Source organism: Bacillus carboniphilus, from assembly GCF_020524035.2.
GTDB lineage: Bacteria > Bacillota > Bacilli > Bacillales > JAIVKR01 > Bacillus_CC.
The window spans coordinates 2308400-2330432 of sequence record NZ_CP129013.1; the positions used below are offsets into that span (position 1 = coordinate 2308400).

Annotated in this window: 17 protein-coding genes and 2 pseudogenes; 4 read left to right on the forward strand and 15 right to left on the reverse strand. The window is 34.6% G+C overall.

Annotated elements, in window-relative coordinates:
• Window positions 1-64: 64 nt before the first annotated feature.
• The 6 genes from galU (LC087_RS11855) to LC087_RS11880 all read right to left on the reverse strand — a co-directional run bounded on the left by galU (LC087_RS11855) (window position 65) and on the right by LC087_RS11880 (window position 6608).
• Window positions 65-943 carry a UTP--glucose-1-phosphate uridylyltransferase GalU gene (gene galU, locus LC087_RS11855; RefSeq protein WP_226542233.1) on the reverse strand — a complete coding sequence of 293 codons (879 nt, stop codon included), beginning with the start codon at window positions 941-943 and terminating at the stop codon, window positions 65-67.
• Window positions 944-1396: 453 nt separating this feature from the next.
• Complete coding sequence (locus LC087_RS11860; protein WP_226542231.1) at window positions 1397-2155, reverse strand: tyrosine-protein phosphatase; 759 nt, start codon at window positions 2153-2155, stop codon at window positions 1397-1399.
• Between the two features lie 23 nt (window positions 2156-2178).
• Entirely contained in the window at window positions 2179-2877 is a 699-nt protein-coding gene (locus tag LC087_RS11865) for a CpsD/CapB family tyrosine-protein kinase (protein WP_226542230.1), read from the reverse strand.
• Window positions 2870-3601, reverse strand: a complete 732-nt coding sequence (locus LC087_RS11870) for a YveK family protein (RefSeq protein WP_226542229.1) — start codon at window positions 3599-3601, stop codon at window positions 2870-2872. Before LC087_RS11870 ends, LC087_RS11865 begins: the two co-directional genes overlap by 8 nt.
• A 373-nt stretch (window positions 3602-3974) precedes the next feature.
• A complete protein-coding gene (locus LC087_RS11875) occupies window positions 3975-5144 on the reverse strand; it encodes a nucleotide sugar dehydrogenase (RefSeq protein ID WP_226542228.1) in 1170 nt (389 codons plus the stop codon).
• 240 nt (window positions 5145-5384) lie between these two features.
• A complete protein-coding gene (locus LC087_RS11880; protein ID WP_226542238.1) occupies window positions 5385-6608 on the reverse strand; it encodes a flippase in 1224 nt (407 codons plus the stop codon).
• On the opposite strand from LC087_RS11880, the gene LC087_RS11885 reads away from it, so the two are divergent.
• The gene (locus LC087_RS11885) at window positions 6574-6711 is read left to right on the forward strand and encodes a hypothetical protein (protein WP_226542240.1); all 138 of its coding nucleotides are present in this window, start codon (window positions 6574-6576) and stop codon (window positions 6709-6711) included. The genes LC087_RS11880 and LC087_RS11885 overlap by 35 nt on opposite strands.
• Before the next feature lie 48 nt (window positions 6712-6759).
• Here the strand turns inward: LC087_RS11885 and LC087_RS11890 are convergent, their stop codons facing one another.
• The 9 genes and pseudogenes from LC087_RS11890 to LC087_RS11930 all read right to left on the reverse strand — a co-directional run bounded on the left by LC087_RS11890 (window position 6760) and on the right by LC087_RS11930 (window position 15121).
• On the reverse strand, window positions 6760-7449 hold the full coding sequence (locus tag LC087_RS11890; protein ID WP_226542236.1) for an acylneuraminate cytidylyltransferase family protein: 690 nt from the start codon (window positions 7447-7449) through the stop codon (window positions 6760-6762).
• A gap of 12 nt (window positions 7450-7461) precedes the next feature.
• On the reverse strand, window positions 7462-8598 hold the full coding sequence (gene neuC / locus LC087_RS11895) for a UDP-N-acetylglucosamine 2-epimerase (protein WP_226542227.1): 1137 nt from the start codon (window positions 8596-8598) through the stop codon (window positions 7462-7464).
• Window positions 8599-8664: 66 nt separating this feature from the next.
• On the reverse strand, window positions 8665-9654 hold the full coding sequence (locus LC087_RS11900) for an N-acetylneuraminate synthase family protein (RefSeq protein ID WP_306019601.1): 990 nt from the start codon (window positions 9652-9654) through the stop codon (window positions 8665-8667).
• Window positions 9654-10622, reverse strand: coding sequence for an alpha-2,8-polysialyltransferase family protein (locus LC087_RS11905; protein ID WP_226542225.1), 969 nt, complete (start codon window positions 10620-10622; stop codon window positions 9654-9656). The genes LC087_RS11900 and LC087_RS11905 overlap by 1 nt, the downstream gene beginning before the upstream one ends.
• Before the next feature lie 212 nt (window positions 10623-10834).
• Window positions 10835-11335, reverse strand: a complete 501-nt coding sequence (locus tag LC087_RS11910) for a glycosyltransferase (RefSeq protein WP_226542222.1) — start codon at window positions 11333-11335, stop codon at window positions 10835-10837.
• Window positions 11332-12891, reverse strand: coding sequence for a PssD/Cps14F family polysaccharide biosynthesis glycosyltransferase (gene pssD, locus LC087_RS11915; protein WP_226542220.1), 1560 nt, complete (start codon window positions 12889-12891; stop codon window positions 11332-11334). Before pssD ends, LC087_RS11910 begins: the two co-directional genes overlap by 4 nt.
• A 205-nt stretch (window positions 12892-13096) precedes the next feature.
• Window positions 13097-13777 (reverse strand): sugar transferase, encoded by a 681-nt coding sequence (locus LC087_RS11920; protein WP_371932593.1) that lies wholly within the window; start codon window positions 13775-13777, stop codon window positions 13097-13099.
• A gap of 14 nt (window positions 13778-13791) precedes the next feature.
• Window positions 13792-14681 (reverse strand): annotated as a pseudogene (galU, locus tag LC087_RS11925) (UTP--glucose-1-phosphate uridylyltransferase GalU).
• Window positions 14682-14980: 299 nt separating this feature from the next.
• Window positions 14981-15121 carry a YwzD family small protein gene (locus LC087_RS11930; protein ID WP_226542214.1) on the reverse strand — a complete coding sequence of 47 codons (141 nt, stop codon included), beginning with the start codon at window positions 15119-15121 and terminating at the stop codon, window positions 14981-14983.
• A 610-nt stretch (window positions 15122-15731) separates the two neighbouring features.
• Between LC087_RS11930 and LC087_RS11935 the strand changes: the two genes are divergently transcribed.
• The 3 genes and pseudogenes from LC087_RS11935 (at window position 15732) to LC087_RS11945 (ending at window position 21721) form a co-directional block, all read left to right on the forward strand.
• Window positions 15732-17345, forward strand: a complete 1614-nt coding sequence (locus tag LC087_RS11935; RefSeq protein WP_226542211.1) for an SWIM zinc finger family protein — start codon at window positions 15732-15734, stop codon at window positions 17343-17345.
• A 17-nt stretch (window positions 17346-17362) separates the two neighbouring features.
• On the forward strand, window positions 17363-18979 hold the full coding sequence (locus LC087_RS11940) for a hypothetical protein (RefSeq protein ID WP_306019602.1): 1617 nt from the start codon (window positions 17363-17365) through the stop codon (window positions 18977-18979).
• Window positions 18972-21721: pseudogene (locus tag LC087_RS11945) on the forward strand (DEAD/DEAH box helicase). Before LC087_RS11940 ends, LC087_RS11945 begins: the two are co-directional and overlap by 8 nt.
• Window positions 21722-22033: the final 312 nt, after the last annotated feature.

The following is a 22033-nucleotide window of genomic DNA, read 5'->3' on the forward strand; positions in this document are numbered from 1 at the left end:
CCTTTTCTAAAAAATGCATAAAAAAAGAACTAGGAACCTAGTTCTTCTCCAATCTTTATGAACCTTACTTTTTATCTATTTCCTTCACTTTCTCTTCAAGAAAAGAAAGGACATCTCCTTTTAACTCATCATTCATTAACGCGAACTCAATTTGCGTTTTAATAAATCCTAGTTTTTCTCCTACGTCGTAACGCTCCCCTTCAAAGTCATAGGCAAACACGCGTTGAATCTGATTTAGCTGTTCAATCGCATCCGTTAGCTGAACTTCCCCACCTGATCCTGTTTCTTGTTTCTCTAAAAACATAAATATTTCAGGTGTTAGCACGTAGCGACCCATAATGGCTAAATTAGAAGGCGCGGTTCCTTTCTTTGGCTTCTCCACAAACTTATTGACTTGATACGCACGATCCTCTTGAACAAGCGGGTCGATAATCCCGTATCTGTGGGTTTCTTCATCAGGTACAGCTTGTACGCCAATCACGGACGATAACGTTTTTTCATATTGATCCATTAGTTGCTTTAAACCAGGTTTCTCCGCAACCACAATATCATCACCGAGTAAAACCGCAAACGGTTCATCACCTATAAACTTACGGGCACACCATACCGCATGACCTAACCCTTTTGGTTCTTTTTGACGAATATAATGAATATCGACCTTAGAAGACTCTTTAACCTTCTCTAAAAGATCGAATTTTTGCTTCGATACTAAGTTCTCTTCTAGTTCAAAAGAAAAGTCAAAATGATCCTCAATAGCCCGTTTTCCTTTTCCTGTTACGATAATGATGTCCTCAATTCCAGAAGCAATCGCCTCTTCTACAATATATTGAATCGTAGGTTTATCAACAATTGGTAACATTTCTTTCGGCATTGCCTTTGTTGCAGGTAAAAATCTTGTTCCAAGTCCTGCAGCAGGAATAATTGCTTTTTTTACTTTTTTCATGTCATTCACCTCAAATTAATTCAGTACTATTAAAATATACCATTTTCCAATCAAAAAACCTATGAACGATACAATTTCAATCAATATTTTCACTTTCATATCGTAATTTAGCATCAAAAAACTATGTTTTTACATGATAACAAAATGGAATTGAAACTAGTTTCCATCACATAATAACACACTTTTTTTGATCATGAAAGCGCTTTACAAATGATCAGATTGTTGTATAATGTTTTATAACTAGCTTTAAAAATTGGGCATCTAACCCCTCCTCACACCACACCTTTGACGACGAGCGTCTAAGCCGACCGATATGGACCCGCGATGTAGTCGAGTGCCTCCATTGATAACGGTGAGGAGACATCACCAAACCTTTTATATAAATTAATGTCTAGGTAAACCTTTATGTTTATAATCATCTAGTTGAAAATACACTATATATATTCCTAACATTCAAAAGATTCCAAACACCCTTTTTCGTATGGGAGTAGGCCTGATTCTATCAATCGTTTTATTAGCAATTAATAGTTGGGCATTTTCTGTAAAATAAAAGACCATATCTTGTCCGAGTTTTTTTTCAATCACATGTAAAGCCTCTCTCGTGTAGAATGGTCGATTTGTTAAGTTATGTGCATCTGACGCCACTATATGTGCTTGTCCATGTTCTAAAAGTTGTAGTGAAAATTTCTGGATTTTTCGTCCGAAATCACCAATAATGGATGCATTCGTAAGTTGAGCAAGTGCTCCCTTATCAATTAACTGAAACAACAAGTCTGGTTGCTGAATGATTTCCGCATTTCGTTCTGGATGAGCGATAATCGGCGTGATTCCCTTTAGCTTGAGTTCGAAAAACAACTCTGTTACATAACGTGGGACATGATTAGATGGAAACTCAACTAATACATACGAACTATTGTGTAACGTTTGAATATCAAGGTCTAAGTCTTTCGCCAGTTCACCATATAAACGAACTTCCTGTCCTGGGACAACCTTGATAGGAACTCCTTCTTGCTGAAGGACCCCATTTAACCGAGTAACCCATTCAGATACTTTTTCTTTAGGATTGTGATAATGACGAGTTTGATGATGAGGAGTGGCAACAATCACCTCAATGCCTTCCTTAGAAGCCATTTTTGCCATCGCGATACTCTCTTCCATATTCGCTGCTCCATCATCCACACCAGGTAATATGTGACAATGACAATCAATCATTTTATTTACCTGCCTTCCCTATATCACCCATAGTAATAATACAAGTGTTGATCATCATGCTTTTTCCCGTTTAACACAGCTCCTAATAGCTTTGATCGGGATTGTTCAAGTGCTTCCTTTGCTTTCACTGCTTGGTCTTTGTCAGTTTTTCCACTTGAGACGACAAGTAACGTCCCATCTACATGATTGGCAATAATTCGTGCATCGGCTACCGCTAAAATTGGCGGTGCATCGATGATGACGATGTCATAATGCTCTTTAACCGATTCAATTAGTTCAAACATTGCCTTTGACGACAATAACTCTGCTGGATTAGGAGGTGTCGGTCCCCCCGTTAAAATATGGAGGCGGTCTTGTTCACAATCTTGAATTGCTTTTTCCATTGGTACTTGCTTTAATAAAACGCTTGTTAACCCGTACAGGTTCTCTACTCGAAACGTATAATGAACAGTTGATTTACGTAAATCGCTGTCAACAAGTAGAACTTTTTTCCCTTGCTGAGCGTATACACAGGCTAAATTCGCGGCAACCGTTGATTTTCCTTCCCCAGGACCTGTTGATGTTACTAAAATGGACCTAATTTCTTCATCAATCGATGAAAAATCGATATTGGTACGAATCGTCCGAAATTGTTCTGAAACCGGTGATTTAGGCGTTCTTAAGGTCACTAAACTGCGGTTATTATGCCGAAAATGACGTGGGCCTTTTTTACGTTTAAACATGACGGGCTTCTCCACTCCTTTTCAAAGACTCTATTTGTTTCTGGTCTTCTTGCTGATTCATAATCATGATTGAACCTAGAACAGGTACTCCGAGAATCTTTTCAATATCTTGCTCCGATTTGATCGATGTATCTAAGTACTCTAATAAGAAGGCTAGCCCGACAGAAATCATTAATCCTACTACAAACGCAATCGCCACATTTAATGTCTTTTTCGGCTCAACCGGCGAAGGGTTGTCACCCAATTCCGCTTTCGACAAGATCGAAACATTCTCTACATTCATCAGTTCTTGCACTTCTTCTTGAAAAACGGACGCGATCGTATTTGCAATCGTCACCGCTCGCTCTGGGTTTTCATCCTTCACAGTAATGGACACCACTTGCGAATCTTGCTCGCTACCAACGGTGATTCGATTATTGAGCTGAGAAGAGGTTTCCGCTAATTCCAGCTCCTCAATGACTAAATCTAATATTAATGGACTCTTAATAATCACGTTATATGTCTTAATCAATTGCAGGTTGTATTGTATTTCACTCACCTGCGCATTATTCTCTTCATTCGATTGGTTTACTAACAATTGTGTAGAGGTTTGATAAATAGGCGTCAAAAAAAAGTAACTAATAATTCCACTTACCATCGTTACCGTTAGCGTAATGAATATGATTAACTTCCATCTCTTTACTAACATTTGATAGATTTCCTTTAAACTAATTGTCTCCTCCATGTAGTCCTCCATCTATGTAAATATTATTTATGCTCTTCAAAGAATTAACTTTTTCTATTATAAAAGTAATAGAGTCATATTTCTACATTATTTTCAAAAAAATAATAGTATTTTAAAGTTTTACAATATTAAAATAACATATTTCATTGACTTATCAAGGTCATATCCTACATTCTTTATATATTTCCGTCCTCTTTTCCTTTACAATTTATTAGTTAAAAAAAACCTATAAAGAGTTATCCTAATTATTATTCTTATATAGGAAGTATAACTTTAGAACCATTATTTATCAATTAATCCCCTTAATTTTTTTTGCAAAAAGTAAAAGAAGAACATCTACAATGACTCCATTTGTAAACGCTCTTCTTTCAGTCTAATCTCTACTATAAATATCTCTTGTATACACTTTATCTGCTACTTCTTTCAGTTCATCCGTAAGGCGATTGGCTACAATCACATCACTATTCTTTTTAAATTCACCAAAGTCTTTAATTACCTTCAAACCATTAAATTGATGTTCGGTGAGTGTAGGCTCATAAATAACCACTTCAGTTCCTTTGTCACGCAAGCGCTTCATTACACCTTGAATCGCTGATTGCCTAAAGTTATCCGAATCCATTTTCATCGTTAGCCGGTAGATACCAACAGTCTTTGGCTTACGCTTCATAATCATCTCAGCAATATGATCTTTTCTTGTTCGATTGGCGTCTACAATGGCACCCATAATATTATTCGGCACATCTTGATAGTTAGCAAGTAACTGCTTAGTATCTTTTGGCAAACAATAGCCTCCATATCCGAAGGATGGATTGTTGTAATGTGTACCAATTCGAGGATCAAGACCTATCCCATCAATAATTTGTTTCGTATCTAGTCCCCTTACTTCCGCATACGAATCTAGTTCATTGAAGAAGGCAACACGCATCGCTAAATACGTATTAGCAAATAATTTGATCGCTTCCGCTTCCGTAGCATTCGTGAATAATACATCAATATCTTCCTTTAATGCGCCTTGCTTTAATAAATCAGCAAATATTTCAGCACGTTTTGATTGTTCTCCTATAACAATACGTGAAGGATAAAGGTTATCGTATAATGCTTTTCCTTCTCGCAAAAACTCTGGAGAGAAGATAATGTTGTTTGTTTGATATTTTGCTTTCATGCCTTCCGTATAGCCCACAGGTATGGTTGATTTAATGACCATCACAGTATCTGGATTGATCTCTAACACCTTTTCGATCACGTCTTCCACTGTGCTCGTATTGAAATAATTTTTATCAGGGTCATAATTTGTCGGTGTTGAAATAATCACATAATCTGCTTTTTCAAATGCTTCATGATGATTGGTTGTCGCTTTAAAGTTTAACGTCTTGGTTGATAAGTATTCTTCAATCTCCTTATCAATAATAGGTGATTTTTTATTGTTCATCATATCGACTTTTTCTTGAACGATATCCAGCGCAACCACCTCGTTATGCTGCGCTAAAAGAATCGCGTTTGATAAGCCAACGTAGCCTGTTCCTGCAACGGCGATTTTGTACATAGTCAATTCTCCTTATTATTTAATAAAATAACCAAGATCAATTCGAGTTAAAATAATTATCATCCTATGAAATTCGGTTTGATAACATCAATTTTATGATGATTAACTTCATAAAATGTCATGAAATACCTATTACAGTTTTAGCAAGATGTGAACTTATTCAATATTATTATATATAGAAAACAATAATAATTTTTGATAAAAAAGCTAAATCCACATATTCATTTTAGTAACTCATGTTTAATTTTTGTTTGGAAGCCAAGGCATTTTAAAAGCTCTACTAGAAATCAACCAAGTCAATATAAAAGAGATCATATAAGCAATCATAGTAGCTTGAGAAGCACCCACTGCCCCATTCATTTTTATTAATAGAAAATTTAATCCGATGTTTATTATTGCTGTGACACCAGTTACATAAGCTAGATAGATCGTTTTTTCTACATAAAAGATATAATTCGTGACCATTTTATACATACCATTAAACGCATAACCAAAAGCTAACCAAGCAATATATACAGAGGCATTCCTATACTCTTCTCCAACTAGAAAGCTTAATAACCAAGGTGATAATAGAGATAAAATAAAAGCAATAAAAAGGATAGTTACAAAATATACATATGTTATCTTCACTATTTTCCTTTTAAATTCAAAATCATTTTCCTTCAATCTTTCAAATAGCCAGGGAACCCAAGCTTTATTAAAAGAATCTTGTAAGATCATTAGGATCATCCCTACTTGGTATCCTGTAGCATAAATACCAACCTCATAAACCCCGACCATATTATTAATAAAAAAACGATCACTTGCAGTAATAATATACATTCCTAATACATGTGGAATTAATGGAATTCCAAACTTCAAAGCGTGTTTCATATATTGTTTGTTTAAGTTAAACGAGAGTGATTTGTTCTTCCTAAGAAAAAGTAAACTAAATAGACCAAACAAACCAAATGATATCGCTTCAGCTAATATAGGTCCCTTCCAGCCCATATATAAACTAATCACAAACACTAAGCTAATTGCGAAGTTAATAACTGTTTGTGACACTTGAAACAGCCCAAACGATATTGGTCTAAATTTTACTTGCCAAACGACTAAAATTAGTTGAAACAGAACTTTCCCATAGGATGTGACAATAATTAACCAGATCCAGCTATTGGGTAATGAGCTAATAGAACTAATAAAATCAGGAGCTACAGCAAAAAGAAGAAATATAATAGTCGTACTGATGGTAACTAGTATGACGGAATTACCAATGTAACTAGGAAAGTCTATATCATCTTTTTCATAATACATTCTTGTTATTGCCCCGTTAATACCTATTCCTATCACTGAAAATACCAAGCCCACAAACACTTTAAACATAGAATAAACACCGAATTCTTCAGGTGATAAATACCTTGTCAAGACTGGTAACAGAAGAAAGGGTATGGATGCATTAAAAATGTTAGCAATGGTGAATATTCCTGCTGACTTAAATAAAGATGATGAAAAGAACTTTTTTATCATTTTGTTCACCTTTCAAAATCGAAATTTACAATTACTATCGAAGAAATTTCTACAATAAAAATCCCCATCAACAGCAAAATGCACTTCTGGGGATTATCATTAACTCCTATTTAATCATGAGTTTTAATATTTCTAAATCTAATGGCTCATCAATATCTAAATCATATTCCTTACTCATAATATAAGCTAATTTGTTGTCATTTAAACTAGATTGCAAGCCGAATTGATCATCTATTTTATTTATATAGATTGCACCATTTACTTTATAAAAATCAGGGAAATCCTGCCTTCTAACTGAGCTATTAACATCCAATAAATTGATCACCGACCCATCATCAGAAATCTTTCTAACGAGAATAGGATGATCATCTACCTTCGAAACACTCACCAAATCACTATATGAGCTATTAACTATCTGTTCAATAGCTTCATCAATATGCCAACTTTTTCTTAATGGTTGCGTAGGTTGTAATAAGACAAGGTAATCATAGTTCCTTCCGCTTTCTTCCAACTTGTTTACTGTATAAACAAGGACCTCTATGGTCTTGGCCGTATCACTAGCGAATTCATTTGGCCTTAAAAATGGTATCTCTGCTCCCAATTGAGTAGATACCTCAGCAATTTCCTGATCTTCTGTAGAAACTATTACCGAATCTAGATATTTAGACTTGAGAGCTTCTTCAATAGAATAAGATATTAGGGGAGCACCTTTTACATCTGCTAAATTTTTTCGAGGAATACCCTTACTTCCTCCTCTAGCTGGAATAATTGCTAAGAATTTTTTATTATTATACATAATTTTCACCCATCAGTATTCAACATCAATAAAGCTTTTTTGGATTTTTAACTCCCAAATCTCTTCACTTTCTAATATATCAATAAATTTTTTGTCACTTTTTCCATCACCAAACGTACTAAGTGGTTTTAAAACGTTTTTATCTATCCTTTTTATCGCTTCTTTTATTGCTCTTTCCTCTTCATGAACATGTATAATATGGTTTGGGTAATTTAAATCGTACCTATTTTTCTGTCTATTACCGATATCAATTGTTGGGATAGCGTATACTCCTGCCTCTCTAATACCAGCACTAGAATTCCCAATAATAAACTCACAATGCTTTAACAAGGTTAAAAAGTATTCAAACTTAATGGATGGAAACACCCTAAACTTTTCATTACCTTCGAACCTTTTAAATTCAGATAAGATTATTTTACTTCCTTCGTCATTATTAGGATAAACAACAACGTAATTTAGACCCGACTCAATAGCGGAGTTCACTAATTGTTTCACATGATTTCCTAATTGATCCACTTCTGTTGTTACAGGATGATACATTAAAATCGCAAATTTATCAAAAGGAATTTCATACCTTTTTTTAGATTGAATAATTGAAGGCAATTTCTCTGAATTCATAATGTCAATATCAGGTGATCCAATAATGAATATTGATTCTTCCTTTTCACCTAGCTGAACAATTCTCTTTTTAGCTTCTTCGTTACTTACTAAATGAATATGAGAAAACTTAGTAATGGCATGTCGGATTGATTCATCAATTGTCCCTGAAACTTCTCCGCCTTCAATATGAGCTACCTTAATATTATTAAATGCACCTACTATAGCACCGGCCAGAGCTTCTAAGCGATCTCCATGAACAATAATTAAATCAGGCTTTAATTCATGAACATAATTTGACAATCCCATTATCGTATTACTTAAGGCCGAATCCATATGTGAATCAGTTTTTTGATTGATAAATTGATACAAATTTTCAAAGCCATCTTTTTTAAGTTCTTTCCATGTGGATCCATATTTCGCCAACATATGCATACCTGTTACAAAGATGTGCAGGTCAAACTTGTCACTTTTCTCCACTCGTTGCATAAGCGATTTAATTTTTCCGTAGTCTGCTCTAGTCCCTGTCATAAATAAAATTTTCTTTTTCATTTTTATTACTCCATTATTTTTCAATGTCTGTCCAACACAAGTGAGTATCATCTTGGATATTATTAGTTACTTTTTTTCCCAAGAGTTATTATAGTGCTCTGCTTTAATTTCTCCTGTACCTGGTCTCTTAACCCAAATGTTTTCCATAGTTAAAGCGTCACCAGCTTTAATATCTTTAATAGCCACTACGGTTGCAAAAGCAAAATCTATCGTCACTCTTTCTTCTTCAGCAGCTTCTTTTTTCCCACCTCTCATCTGAGCTATTTCAACACTTCCTTTAACTAAATCACATAGCTCTGTTGGAACCATTGAACATAAGATATCCGGTCCTTTTCGATCTTTAGAGTCAGTAAAATGCCTTTCTAAAACAGAAGCACCTAGAGCAGTTGCTGCCAAACACGCATTATTATTAACAGTATGATCAGATAGCCCAATTACTGCATTAGGAAATTCTTTTTGTAGTTCTTGCATTCCACCTAACCTTACTAACGATGCTGGTGTTGGGTATAGGTTTGTACAATGTAATAATGCATATTGAACGTTATACTTTTCTAAAATTTCTACAGTTTTCTTTATACTTGGGATATCGTTCATTCCAGTAGAAACAATCATAGGTTTACCAAAAGAAGCAACATGCTCAATTAGTGGATAATTGTTGCATTCACCAGAACCAATTTTATATGCTAACACACCCATCCTTTCGAGTCTTTCTGCCGCCGCTCTTGAGAATGGTGTACTTAAATAAATCATCCCTTTTGATTCGACATATTCTTTTAAGGTTATCTCATCCTCTTCATTTAGAGCACATCTTTCCATAACATCATATATAGATACATCTGTATTTCCTGGAATAACTTCTTTTGCTTCTTTACTCATTTCGTCTTCAACAACGTGCGTTTGATGTTTAATCACTTCTGCTCCTGCAGACGCTGCAGCGTCTACCATCTCTTTGGCTACTGTTAAACTCCCTTCATGATTAATACCAATTTCCGCTATAACGAAGGGTGCATGATCTTCTCCTATCTTTCGGTCTCCTATTTGTATAAAAGGTTTCATTACTTTTTATTCTCCTTTAAATTCATAAGAAATTTTTCATCTACATTAAATTTTTCTTTTGCATCTATTGTGTTTATAGCACTAGTACATATTCCAATTGCTTTACTGAATTTAATCCCAAGTAAAGAAAAAAGTTCACTAGGAAAACTAGCATCGATCTCTAATATATTGTCAAAACAATATTTAGTTGTTTCACGAGGGTGCTTTTTAATAATTATTTTATGACCATCACCATATTCTTTAACCAATTTTTTATAGAGGGTGATCTTTTCTTTTTCGGAAATAAAACCATCTTCTGATAATGGCTGTGTTAAGAAAATAATACTATTGTCAGTTGATAGAGCATTCAACTTCTTCAGTTCATCATTGGTTACAAAAGCCTGTATGATTTTCTGTATTTCAATATCTGACAATTTACTGACAAGACTATTTAGGTTAAGGTGTTCCAACTTATTTTTCAGGTGAGATTGGTACTTTTCAGGATATTGAACGAGTATTTTTTTCACTTTTTCATTTTTATAGAAGTCCGAATTAATTCCATACAAGTACTTCTTTAATAATAAGGTTCTTTTTGTAGGTTTTGCAAAGGCATATACATTTGCTCCGTCCTCTACAAATATAAAATTGTTGAGCTTTTTATAAAGAAAATTTGATGATACAAAAAGAGTATAAGGATTCCATCCAAAATTATATACTGTTCCATTTTCAACTTTCCCCTTAAACTTTTTGTATTCGTTTCGATCTATAATATTTTCAATATATAAATGCTCTTTTAAACGTCCTCTGTGCCTAATTACCACTTCATCCATTAACCCAATTTGCAAAATCTTTTTTTCTAATTCAAGAAAAACCTTATATGTTTTTTTATTGTTTGTGGTTAAATATAATATACCTTTTTTGCGACTCGCCATATGAATACATAAACTAACATAAATATGGTAAGTAGTAGAACAAATATACAAGTTCACATTCAGTACCTCGAATCTATTAGAACTATAAGACCTAGAACTAAAGGAGAGAATCTTCTCTTAGGTGAACTGTACCACCTTCGAGTTTATCAGCCAAGCCTATAAAATGCTATTAGTAGCAGTTTGTTATGAGCTACACAAATGGCATCACAGGCACCTTAGCCCTAGGTAGATTTGAAAGGATAAAATAAACAGTACCACTAAATTTATATTTAGTCGGTTATCAAATCATCTGCAATCTTCCCAAACTTATTAAGGAAATTCAACTTATTTGAAGCGGAACCTATTAGGGATTTCCCGGAAACTTCTGCATCATAATTTTCAATTAAAGTCTTTAATTTTTTTATATTATAAATAGGAATGACTTTATTTTCACTATCTAATCTTTCACAAAATAAAACCTGATGATCGTCTACATGTTCTTCAAATTGAGATTGTCTAGGAACAACAATCGGTATCTTATTTAAAGATAGAGGTACCATAATACTACCCGGTCCTCCATGAGTAATTACAATTCTAGCTTCATTCATTTTATTTAACATATCGTCATAATTGATCATTTTTTCATGATCACAATACTTAGGTTCAAATGAACAATAGCCACTTTGAATAAAAACTTCCTCTTTAATAAAGCCATGTTCTTTTAATTTATCTACTTCTTGAATTAATCTATCAAATTGTTGTTCGTGAGTTCCTACTGTAACAAATATCATAATAGTCCTCCCAGCACTTTACCCTTTGGATAGTGTTTCTTTTGCTCTTCCCATTGTAAAATAAATGAGTCAGTAATAGGATAGACTATTTTTCCTGTTAGAGTTGGAAGATCAATTCTATCATAAACTTCAATGTAAATTAATTTAGATCCAAGCAGCTTTCCAAGATAAAAGAAAGGAATTGCGGGTGCAGCACCAGTTGAAATGATAACATCTGGCCTTTCTATTAATAACAATTTTATAGCTAGAAATGTGTTCCTTATTAAATTTTTTATATTTCTATTCGTTGGATGATAACACCAATAAACCCTTTCTCCATTTAAAAGTGACCTACTATCTTGTTTATCAAAGGTAACCCAAAACCGGTCATACTTACTGTACCAATCTTTTAACTGGTATAGTTGTATTAAATGTCCACCACTTGAACCTACTAAGCAAACTTTCTTAGACTTATGACTTTCTTCTTTACGAGAAGAAATAGCTTTTGCTACTAAGAAAACAAACAAGAGTCCAATTGGATAATAAAGTAAATTATGCACACTTCCCAATAAGAGCAAAATCCAACATGGCCATAGAAATGGTTTATACATCACAAAAGGGATGAGTAGCATACACAAAAGACCTAGTATCCCAAAATCGACAATAACAACTAATAAATCGAAGTGAAGTGGTATTCTCGAACCTGTTAAAATAGTATTGATTTCAAAAGCTTTCCCAGAGCCCATCCCAGTGAAAAAATGCAAAAAGTTTGATGTAAACTCGTTAAAAGCATTCACTAAAAATTTTACCCTAGTCATGTTACTGTATTGGGCACCTTCTCTAAGTACAAGCTTATTCGTTAGGACCGCATAACAAAAGCCTACAATCACTATAGTAACTAAGGTATAAGTAACATACTTAAATGTTGCTTTTTTATCATCTAATAATTTCTTCATAATGAAAACTGAAACAATAAAAATACAAGCAACAATTGTAGATCTACTATCAGATATAAATATTAAACAAGAGGCAGTAACTATAAAAAAGATGTCTACTTTGCTAATTTTTTTAGGATTGAAAAGAGTATATACAATGGTAATTAACATTAGAAATGAAAACAGAGTCGGACTTGTAGCTAGCGAACCTGAAACTCTTTCTACTCCACTAAATACATCTATTATAGTAAAAAAGAAACCAATTACAACTACACTCCTGAATAAAAGAACTAGGTTCAAGTTATTTACATTGATTATTGATATTAAGTAGACAATCATAAGAATTGTCAGATATCTAACCGCTTCTTTTAAATCACCATTTAGAAATAAATAGCTAACTATTATTCCAAAAGATACTGAAACAAATATAACCAAATCTCGTTTATTAATAGTGTATCCATTAAAAAAGATATAAATGCAAATAGTAAATAAAATTAAAATAGTTACCAGTATATTGTTACTTCCTGTAACAAAACCATTTGTCATATACGCTTTCTCTGTAGATAATATTATCCACATCAGAACGACAAACAAATTAACAAAAACCTTAATGCTTTGACTCTGCTTAATTTCATTTAACAATTTATGATTACTCCTTCTAGCTAGCTCTTATATTTTGCTAAATATGACTTACATGAAAGTTCAAGACCCTTGGTTACATATTCAAATGTAAGACCATAAGGGCTAAAAAATGATGAAGTTTTTCCACCTCAGAATACTTCATCACCAAGGTATGCACAGTAGCAAAAAGTTATTCAAAAAACTGGGCTACAAATAACTATTGTTACTATGCCGCACTATCCGAACGGACAATTTCTTTAAACGTTAAAAGAATGATTTTAATATCTTTTAAAATTCCTCTTGTTTTAATATACCTAATATCCATATCAACCATGCCTTCAAAGCCAACATTGTTTCTTCCACTCACTTGCCACAGACCTGTACAGCCAGGCTTTACAACTAACCTTTGTTTATCATAAGAAGTATATTCATCCACTTCTCGTGGCAAAGGAGGTCTTGGTCCAACTAAACTCATTTCACCTTTTAAGACATTGATAAGCTGTGGAAATTCATCAATGCTTGTCTTTCTAATAAACCTTCCAATTTTCGTTACCCTTGGATCCTCTTTCATTTTAAACATGGCACCCGATACTTCATTATGTTCTAATAATTTATCTAGTTCTTCTTCTGCATTGACAATCATCGAACGAAATTTATACATCATAAATTCTTGACCGTTATGCCCTACTCTTTTTTGCTTGAAAAACACGGGTCCTTTGGAGTCTTCTTTTTTAATTAATAGAGCAATAATAATTGAAGGAATTATCATAATTATAATTCCACATAAAGCTCCCATGATATCTAGCAACCGTTTAAAGAAAAGATAATATTTTGTATCACTTGCCTCTACCTTTTCGAATGTAACATCATTTACATATTGAATTCGTCTTTCAACTGTATCAGCCATCATTCACCCCATCCTTACGCTTTTATATCGTTTTTTTGATTTTTTGTTATTTCTTTAATAAAAGTCATTACATCATCTTTTAGTTCGTTATGTTGCAGAGCAAAGTCAATTTGTGTTTTGATGAAACCTAATTTCTCACCTACATCAAAACGATTTCCTTCAAAATTGTAAGCAAATACTTGTTGTAGTTGATTCAACTGTTCAATTGCATCGGTTAATTGAATTTCTCCACCTGAACCAGTTTCTTGTTTTTCCAGGTACGTGAAGATCTCCGGCGTTAAAATATATCTTCCCATAATAGCTAGATTAGAAGGTGCTGTCCCTTGCTTCGGTTTTTCTACAAACTTATTTACTTTATAGCTACGCTCTTCCTGTGATATTGGGTCAATGATGCCATATCGATGTGTTTCATAGTCAGGAACAGGTTTTACACCTATCACAGAAGATTCAGTTCTCTCATATTCATCTATTAATTGCTTTAAGCAAGGGTTTTCAGAAACAACAATATCATCACCTAAAAGAACAGCAAAAGGCTCATCACCGATAAATTTACGGGCACACCAAACCGCATGTCCAAGTCCTTTTGGTTCTTTTTGACGGATGTAATGAATATCCATTTTCGAGGTTTCCTGTACTTTATGCAAGAGGTCAAACTTTTGTTTTGAAGCTAAGTTCTCTTCTAGTTCAAAGGAAAAATCGAAATGATCTTCAATTGCACGTTTTCCTTTTCCAGTCACAATAATAATATCTTCAATACCCGATTCAATTGCTTCTTCAACAATATACTGAATCGTCGGTTTATCCATAATGGGTAACATCTCTTTTGGCATAGCTTTCGTTGCAGGTAAAAACCGAGTTCCAAGTCCAGCAAAGCAGGAATGATCGCTTTCTTTACTTGTTTCATAGAATTACCCCCTTCTCAACCCTATCTTTCTCTCAATTATATAAGATAGTTGACTACAAACATTTCTACTCTATCTATTAAAATTATAAATATCCTGATAAATTATAACAGGTGAATCCATTCCTTTCAAACCCAATAGGTAAAAAGGCTTAAATAAGGTTTGATACTTCGACCGCTCTAATTATAGAAGTATAAAAAAATAATTGCTATCTTTTCCACAAAAGATTACTTATTGTCTCAAAAAAGTTGAATAAAATCTCATAAAACTGAAAAAAAGACTAGCAACCTCGCTAATCTCTCTATGCAAAATCTTTTTTTAATTCCATTGTCATTTGTTCAATGATATCGCTCATCGTGATGCCATCGTTCGTTTCCCCTTTTTGATAGGCATCAATTAAAACTTTCAAAAGCTTTTCGCGTCTCATTTGTTCATGTTCCATCACTAATACTCCTCTTTCATCTGTGTTATAAAGTAATAAAGATTGTTATCTTTTGAACATTCTTTTTATCAAAGGTATTTTTAATTATACGAAACTCTTCCAGCTGTTGACAAGTAGAAAATTCACTAAAGAGAGGAAAAAGTTGCTTTATGCTACAATAATTCGATAAATATTTCTTTTTTTCGACCATTGGAAAGATAATAATCTCTCTTTTTCTAGAACGATCTTCAAATTGTCTCCGTTCCCATACAATGAAGAATCTTACTCACCTTAGAAGACTCCTGTTCCCTCAAGGAGACTTTCATGTTTATTTTGTGTGAAAAACACCGGTATTCATTTTTATAAAAGAAAGGGAAGAAATTCTCCTCATTAAAACATCGAATTTTAGTTCGTTTCTCGCTTCCCACACAATAACTCGCTTAAACTTGACAAAAGACTAAATTTTTTGTTCTCCTTTTAACTCTGTCCCCGAGCTTTTAAAGACTTTCCTTGCTATTTCAATCTGCGTTATAATGAAGGAATGAATATAAATCAACTACGAGTTCATTATAAAGGGACTTAAAACTATACCCCTTTTTGAACAACGATATTTATATAAGGAGCGGTTTTTATGCCGACGTACGGTATACCAAAAGAATCGATTTTAACGTGTAGTAAGGAACTGGTTAAGCTGTTGCCTCCTAGCGATCTGGACAATCAAGAAATCATTAAGGACGGATTACACCTTTATCGGGATGGTCGAGTGTATAATGCTTCCATCGAATTTTTAACAGCGAAAGTTCAAGCAAGTCGGAGTGAATCTGTCCGACTTTCTTTAGACCATTTTGAAGAGAGCCGCTGTTCCTGCTCGGATTCAGGCATTTGTTCTCACATGATTGCTTTCTTTCTTTATCTATATGCAAAAGTCGATACAGTCGGAACTTATGTCAAGCAATGGCGTAACCCATTAGGTGAAAATCCACTTGAGATGTTTAAGAAGCTTGGCCTTCTAAAGAAGGGCATTGATATTGTGGAAGAGGAAGAGGAAGAAGAAGAAGAAGAGATTTCTGTAGATTCATGGTATAAGCAATTTGAAGCGGCTTTTCAAGAATGGGATGAAAACACAAATAAAAGAAGCATTCACCATGTCGTTCAAAGCTTTTATCATCAATATACGGCTAAACTAAAACGAAAAGCTCCACGACATAAAGATTTTAGAGAGCTTTACTTCGTTCACGTTGCTCTATCGTCTTTTAATCAATTAACAAAAGTAGTTGAAAAGCTCGATTATGACGAAGCATCGATTCATCATTATGTGATCCCTTACCTTGATCAGTATTTTAATGAAATCATCGACCTTCTTCCAGATATTCAAATAAATAAACATAATCAATCCTTACTCGAAGGAAGTATAAAACCGGTTCAGAAACTTCTTTTAAATGAGGGACTGTTTCCTTATTTTCGGCTCCATATTTATCGAGAAGCTTGGTCTTCTCTCCTTAATCAAGAACACTGGCTTATTAACGAAAAAGAACGATTAAATGGAATGAAGGGCGATAACGATGAATTTTATGGATTAGCCATTGCTCACATTGAATTTTTACTCAAAGAGGACCAAGCTGCTCTTGATCGATTAAAGCCTTATGGAGGAAGTTTACTTGATTATACTTTGTTGTGGTTAGAGGATTTATATCATCAGGAAGACTGGATTAGGTTTAAAAAATATGTTCCTTATGTGATGGAACAAGTTCCAGCTTTTTTGAGGATACCGCTGTCATTTGAAAGAAAGTATCAATCTATCGATCAACTTCTCGATTATTTTAGTCTATTTATGGAGAGTACGGGAGATCAAGCCACCTTCGAAAGCCTTTGTAAGCAAACTTTACCGTTTAGTTATAAACAGTATGATCTGCATTTATTAAACGAAAAAAAATACAAACGTTGGATAGAGCTACAAACGGTACTTAAATTTCAAATAGATGATCTACATAATAGAGATTTGATTGAAGTAGGCAAGGAAGACCCTGAAGCGATTATTCCTGTTCTTCATCAAAGGATTGATTATTACATTCAAAAGAAAAACCGATCAAGCTATCAAGAGGCAGTGTATTATTTAAAGGTGTTACGAAATGCATATACTCATGCAAAACAACATACTGATTGGAATGATTTTATCTATTTTTTACGTGAAAAATATAAACGCCTTCGCGCATTCCAGGAAGAATTAGAGAGAGGATTTTTATAATATAAGGAGAGGTCTCTATGCCGACATATGGCATTCCAAAGGATTCAATCTTAGCCTGTAGTTACGAAATACTTGATTTGTTAATCCCTGAAAAAACACAAAACCAACAATTAATGAAAGAAGGGGTTCGACTTTATCGAGAAAATCGCATTTATCAAGCTTCGATTGAGTTTTTAACTGCAAAGATTCAAGATAAAGGTACAGAAACTGTTAAGCTTTCTTTAAATCACTTTAGAGAGAGTTCTTGCACATGCAAAGAGAAGGACGTTTGTTCTCATATGATTGCATTTTTCCTTTATCTTTATTCAAAAATCAATCCGATTGAAAATTATATAAGTCAATGGAGTAAATCGAACGTCAACAACCAACTATCGATGTATAAAGAAATGCATCTTTTACAAACGCTTGGCCTCGCGGAGGAAGATGGAGAAATGGATGAAGCCTCTGTTGATTTATGGTACAAACAGTTCGATATCTTTTATAAAGAATGGGAAAGAGGAGTAAACAAAGAAAATATTGATAACCTTGCCGACCTATTTTACCGAAGATATTATATTAAACTGAGAAGAAAAGCTTCAGACACTTATGAACATAGACATTTATACTTAATCCATGTTGCATTAATATCATTTATGAAACTAACAACCTTACTAAAAGAGCTCCATGTTGATGAAGAGAATTTGATCAACGACTTTACTTACTACGCGAATAAATTTCTCGTTAAAATGAACGACTTGCTGCATTCTCTTCAACGAAGTACGGTCCATCAATCCCAGATAATTGAGAGCATGGGACCTTTTCGAGAGCTTCTTTTATGTGATGGAGAGTTTTATTATCCACCACTTTACCTTTATCGAAAAGCTTGGTCTACCTTGTTTAACCAAAAAGAATGGCTGACTGAAGAGAAGAAACGGTTATCAATGATGAAAGATCCTGCAACGAAGAATGTGAGTTTAGCGATTGCCCATCTTGAATTTCTATTAGAAAACGACCATGTCGCCTTCCAGCTTTTAAGTCAGCATCAAGAAGATGAATTTGACTATTCGTTACTATGGTTTGAAGAGAGCCTTGTTAAAGAGAAAAACTGGAATCGTTTTAAGATGTGGATTTCATTTATTTGCGATCATGTCACACATCTCAAAGAAAAAAGCGATCCCTATAATAAAATGAATGATTCTATAGAGGATTTTCTTCGTTATCTACATGCATACACACTTGCAACTGGAGATGAGGCGTTATATGAACGTTTTTGTCAACAAACGTTTCCAATAAGCTATGATTTATATCATACTTATTTACTTGATAAACAAAAATATCAGCAGTGGACGGAATTGCAAATTTTATTCGATTACCATACATTTGATATAGATGATCAAATCATAGATCAAATAGTGAATAAAGACCCTAAAGCAGCCTTACCCATTCTCCATCAAAAAGTAGACAAACTTATACAAAAACGAAGAAGACCTAGCTACCAAGAGGCTATATATTATTTGAACATGATACGGCGTGCATATGATCTGTTGATGGAATCATCAGCATGGGATGATTATTTAACATTTTTACGTTTGAAATATAAGCACTATCGGACATTTCATAAAGAATTAAAGAAAGGACTCTTGCTAAATGAATAGCCAACAAACACTCTTTATCCATATTGAGCCCATCGAACAGCATCACTTCACGTTATGGTGTACAGATGAAGATGACGAAACTATTCCATTAGAAGAATGGAAACACTCTTTGTTCATGTGGCACTCATCCTCTTACTACGGAACGGCTTTAGAAGATATTAGCTTTATTGGTGCACCAGCTGTTCAGCTTACCCCGTGGATGGCTATTGAATTATTAGGTAAGCAATCCTTTAACTCATTAATGCCTATTCATTTAACGGAGGAAGCAGAAACGATTGCTAAAAGAGCCGAATCATTATTAAAGACCATTGAAAACACAACATGGATGCCTGATTATCAATCATGGAAGAATAGCAAGATCGGCTTTAAAGATGAAGACGGACAGTTAGATGAAGCTGATCGCGGATGGTTAACCGCCGCCTTGAACGAGCTCATCGAGAAAAATTCATCAATTCAGCAAGCGTGGCAAGAGCTATCAGAAACAATTCCCGATGTCACGTTAGAGAAAAAATATTTTTTAGATGAAGTCGATTTCCTCGAAAAAATTGGCTGGCACAAGATTGACCTTCCTTTTTCGATTGGCATGAGACTGAATGAACCCGATCAAGACGGAGACTTATGGAAGCTCGAGCTGTTTTTAAGAGCGAGTGAGACAGAGGTTTTTTCCTTAGATGAAGAGCTCCCTCATAAGTGGGAGCCTTATTCCTCCTTTATCGAAAGAGAAGAGGAGAGGCTGAACACGATTTTACCTTGGTTATCTTTTGAAGAAGGGAAAAGCTTTTTGACAGAGGATGAAGCGTGGCGCTTTTTATCAGAGAATAGCGATACATTTGTTCAAGCGGGAATGGAAATTTTACTTCCTTCATGGTGGAATGTCATTAAAGAAGCTGGTATTCAAATGAAGGCAAAGCTTTCCTCCACACCTAGAGGGACGAGTTCCTTGGCATGAATGCAATTATGGACTTTAATTGGCAATTTTCCACGAACGGAATTGACTTAAATGAAGAAGAGTTTCTAGCTTTAGTGAATGAAAAACGTCGCCTCGTTAAATGGAAAGGGCAATGGATTAAGCTTGATCCCGAATTTATTAAACACGTGCAACAGCTTTTGAAAAAAGCCGAAAAAGAAGGCTTACACATGTATGATATCTTGCAGCAGGAGCTAGAAGAAGAGAAATCCTTAAGTAAAAATGAGGAAGATCCTCGGGCGTTTGCAAAAATTGAAATCGAACTGAATAAACAAGTGGAATCACTTGTTAAACAAATAAAAGATATAAAAGAAATTCCTTCAGTAGACATACCTGCTTCTTTCAACGGAAAGCTTAGGCCTTATCAGCAGGAAGGGGTTAATTGGTTATTATTCTTACGAAAGTTTGGATTCGGTGGCTGTTTAGCGGACGACATGGGACTCGGAAAAACGATTCAGCTGATTGCTTACTATGCGTATATTAAAGAGCATGAACAGCCGCAATCACCGTCCTTAATTATTGCCCCTACGTCTGTACTTGGCAACTGGCAACGAGAACTTGAAACGTTCGCCCCTCATTTAAATGTCCAGCTCCATTACGGACCTAACCGCGCAAAAGGCGAGGAATTTAAAGCTTATTGCGAGAACGCTGATGTTATTTTAACATCTTATGGCATTAGTCAACTAGATGTAGAGGAGCTTAAACAAGTTCACTGGAGCTCGGTCAGTATTGATGAAGCGCAAAATATTAAAAATGCGCAAACTAAACAGTCAAAAGCCATTCGTCAAAATCTAAAAGGTGACCATCATATTGCGCTTACAGGAACCCCGATGGAAAATCGTTTAACGGAGCTTTGGTCGATTTTCGACTTTATTAATAAAGGGTATTTAGGAACCTTGCATGCTTTTCATAAACAATACGTGCTTCCGATTGAAAAAGACCGTAATGAGGAACTGATTAAAAAACTGCAAAAGCTCATTAAACCTTTCTTATTGAGAAGAACGAAACAAGATGAGCAAGTGGCGTTAAACCTTCCTGAAAAACAAGAACAAAAAGAATTCGTTCCGTTAACGGTTGAACAAGCGTCGTTATACGAGCAGCTTGTCAAGGATACGTTCGAAGAGATGAACAAATTAACAGGGATGAAACGTGCGGCGATGATTTTAAAAATGCTCGGTCGTTTGAAGCAGCTTTGTGACCACCCTTCGTTATATTTGAAGGAAACGGATGCAACAGATTTAGTTGAACGTTCTTATAAGCTTGAAAAGCTCATGGAATTAATTGAAGTCATTTCGGATCGAGAGGAAAGCTGTTTAATCTTTACCCAATATATTGACATGGGCAACATGATCAAAAAACTACTTGAAGAAAAGTATGATGAGCAAGTGTTATTTTTATACGGAGCAACGTCAAAACAAGAAAGAGACAAAATGGTTGAGCAATTCCAAAACAAGAAAAACCGCCTGTTCATTTTATCGTTAAAAGCAGGAGGAACCGGACTCAACTTAACAGCCGCCAATCACGTCATTCATTTCGATCGCTGGTGGAACCCTGCCGTTGAAAACCAAGCAACAGACCGCGCGTATCGCATCGGTCAAAAACGGTTTGTCCACGTTCATAAAATGATTACAACGGGGACCATTGAAGAGAAAATCGATAAAATTCTTGAACATAAGCAGTCATTAACCGACGATATTATCCAGAGTGATCACTGGATTACATCCTTATCAACAGAAGAACTGCAAGATTTATTTACGTTATCAAACCGCTCGTAAGGAGGGAAAACGATGACAAAAGAAACACCTTCAAAATCAACCGAATGGCAAAAGCTAATAGAGGCCATTCAAAAAAAAGTGAAGAAGTAAGTTTCGTTGAGCACTTTCTATTAGAAGGTGCTTTTTTCTGTGAAAGTAAACGGGGTGCTCCAAACCTATTTAGGGGTATTGAACAGCAGATTAACAAAAGGGATTTAAGGGACTGTTCAGAAAGCCCATGTTCATAGGAAATGATGACAAATTGAAAACCCAAAAATGTCGATATATAAGCATTTTTGGGTTTTACTTTTATCAAGGGCAGTCTAAAAAGTT

Bases quoted from the DNA above. Each gene is read 5' to 3' on its own strand.
- galU (WP_226542233.1), bottom strand. From the start codon at position 943: ATGAAAAAAGTAAAAAAAGCAATTATTCCTGCTGCAGGACTTGGAACA.
- LC087_RS11860 (WP_226542231.1), bottom strand. From the start codon at position 2,155: ATGATTGATTGTCATTGTCACATATTACCTGGTGTGGATGATGGAGCA.
- LC087_RS11865 (WP_226542230.1), bottom strand. From the start codon at position 2,877: ATGTTTAAACGTAAAAAAGGCCCACGTCATTTTCGGCATAATAACCGC.
- LC087_RS11870 (WP_226542229.1), bottom strand. From the start codon at position 3,601: ATGGAGGAGACAATTAGTTTAAAGGAAATCTATCAAATGTTAGTAAAG.
- LC087_RS11875 (WP_226542228.1), bottom strand. From the start codon at position 5,144: ATGTACAAAATCGCCGTTGCAGGAACAGGCTACGTTGGCTTATCAAAC.
- LC087_RS11885 (WP_226542240.1), top strand. From the start codon at position 6,574: ATGGATGCATTAAAAATGTTAGCAATGGTGAATATTCCTGCTGACTTA.
- LC087_RS11890 (WP_226542236.1), bottom strand. From the start codon at position 7,449: ATGTATAATAATAAAAAATTCTTAGCAATTATTCCAGCTAGAGGAGGA.
- neuC (WP_226542227.1), bottom strand. From the start codon at position 8,598: ATGAAAAAGAAAATTTTATTTATGACAGGGACTAGAGCAGACTACGGA.
- LC087_RS11900 (WP_306019601.1), bottom strand. From the start codon at position 9,654: ATGAAACCTTTTATACAAATAGGAGACCGAAAGATAGGAGAAGATCAT.
- LC087_RS11910 (WP_226542222.1), bottom strand. From the start codon at position 11,335: ATGATATTTGTTACAGTAGGAACTCACGAACAACAATTTGATAGATTA.
- LC087_RS11920 (WP_371932593.1), bottom strand. From the start codon at position 13,777: ATGGCTGATACAGTTGAAAGACGAATTCAATATGTAAATGATGTTACA.
- LC087_RS11930 (WP_226542214.1), bottom strand. From the start codon at position 15,121: ATGGAACATGAACAAATGAGACGCGAAAAGCTTTTGAAAGTTTTAATT.
- LC087_RS11935 (WP_226542211.1), top strand. From the start codon at position 15,732: ATGCCGACGTACGGTATACCAAAAGAATCGATTTTAACGTGTAGTAAG.
- LC087_RS11940 (WP_306019602.1), top strand. From the start codon at position 17,363: ATGCCGACATATGGCATTCCAAAGGATTCAATCTTAGCCTGTAGTTAC.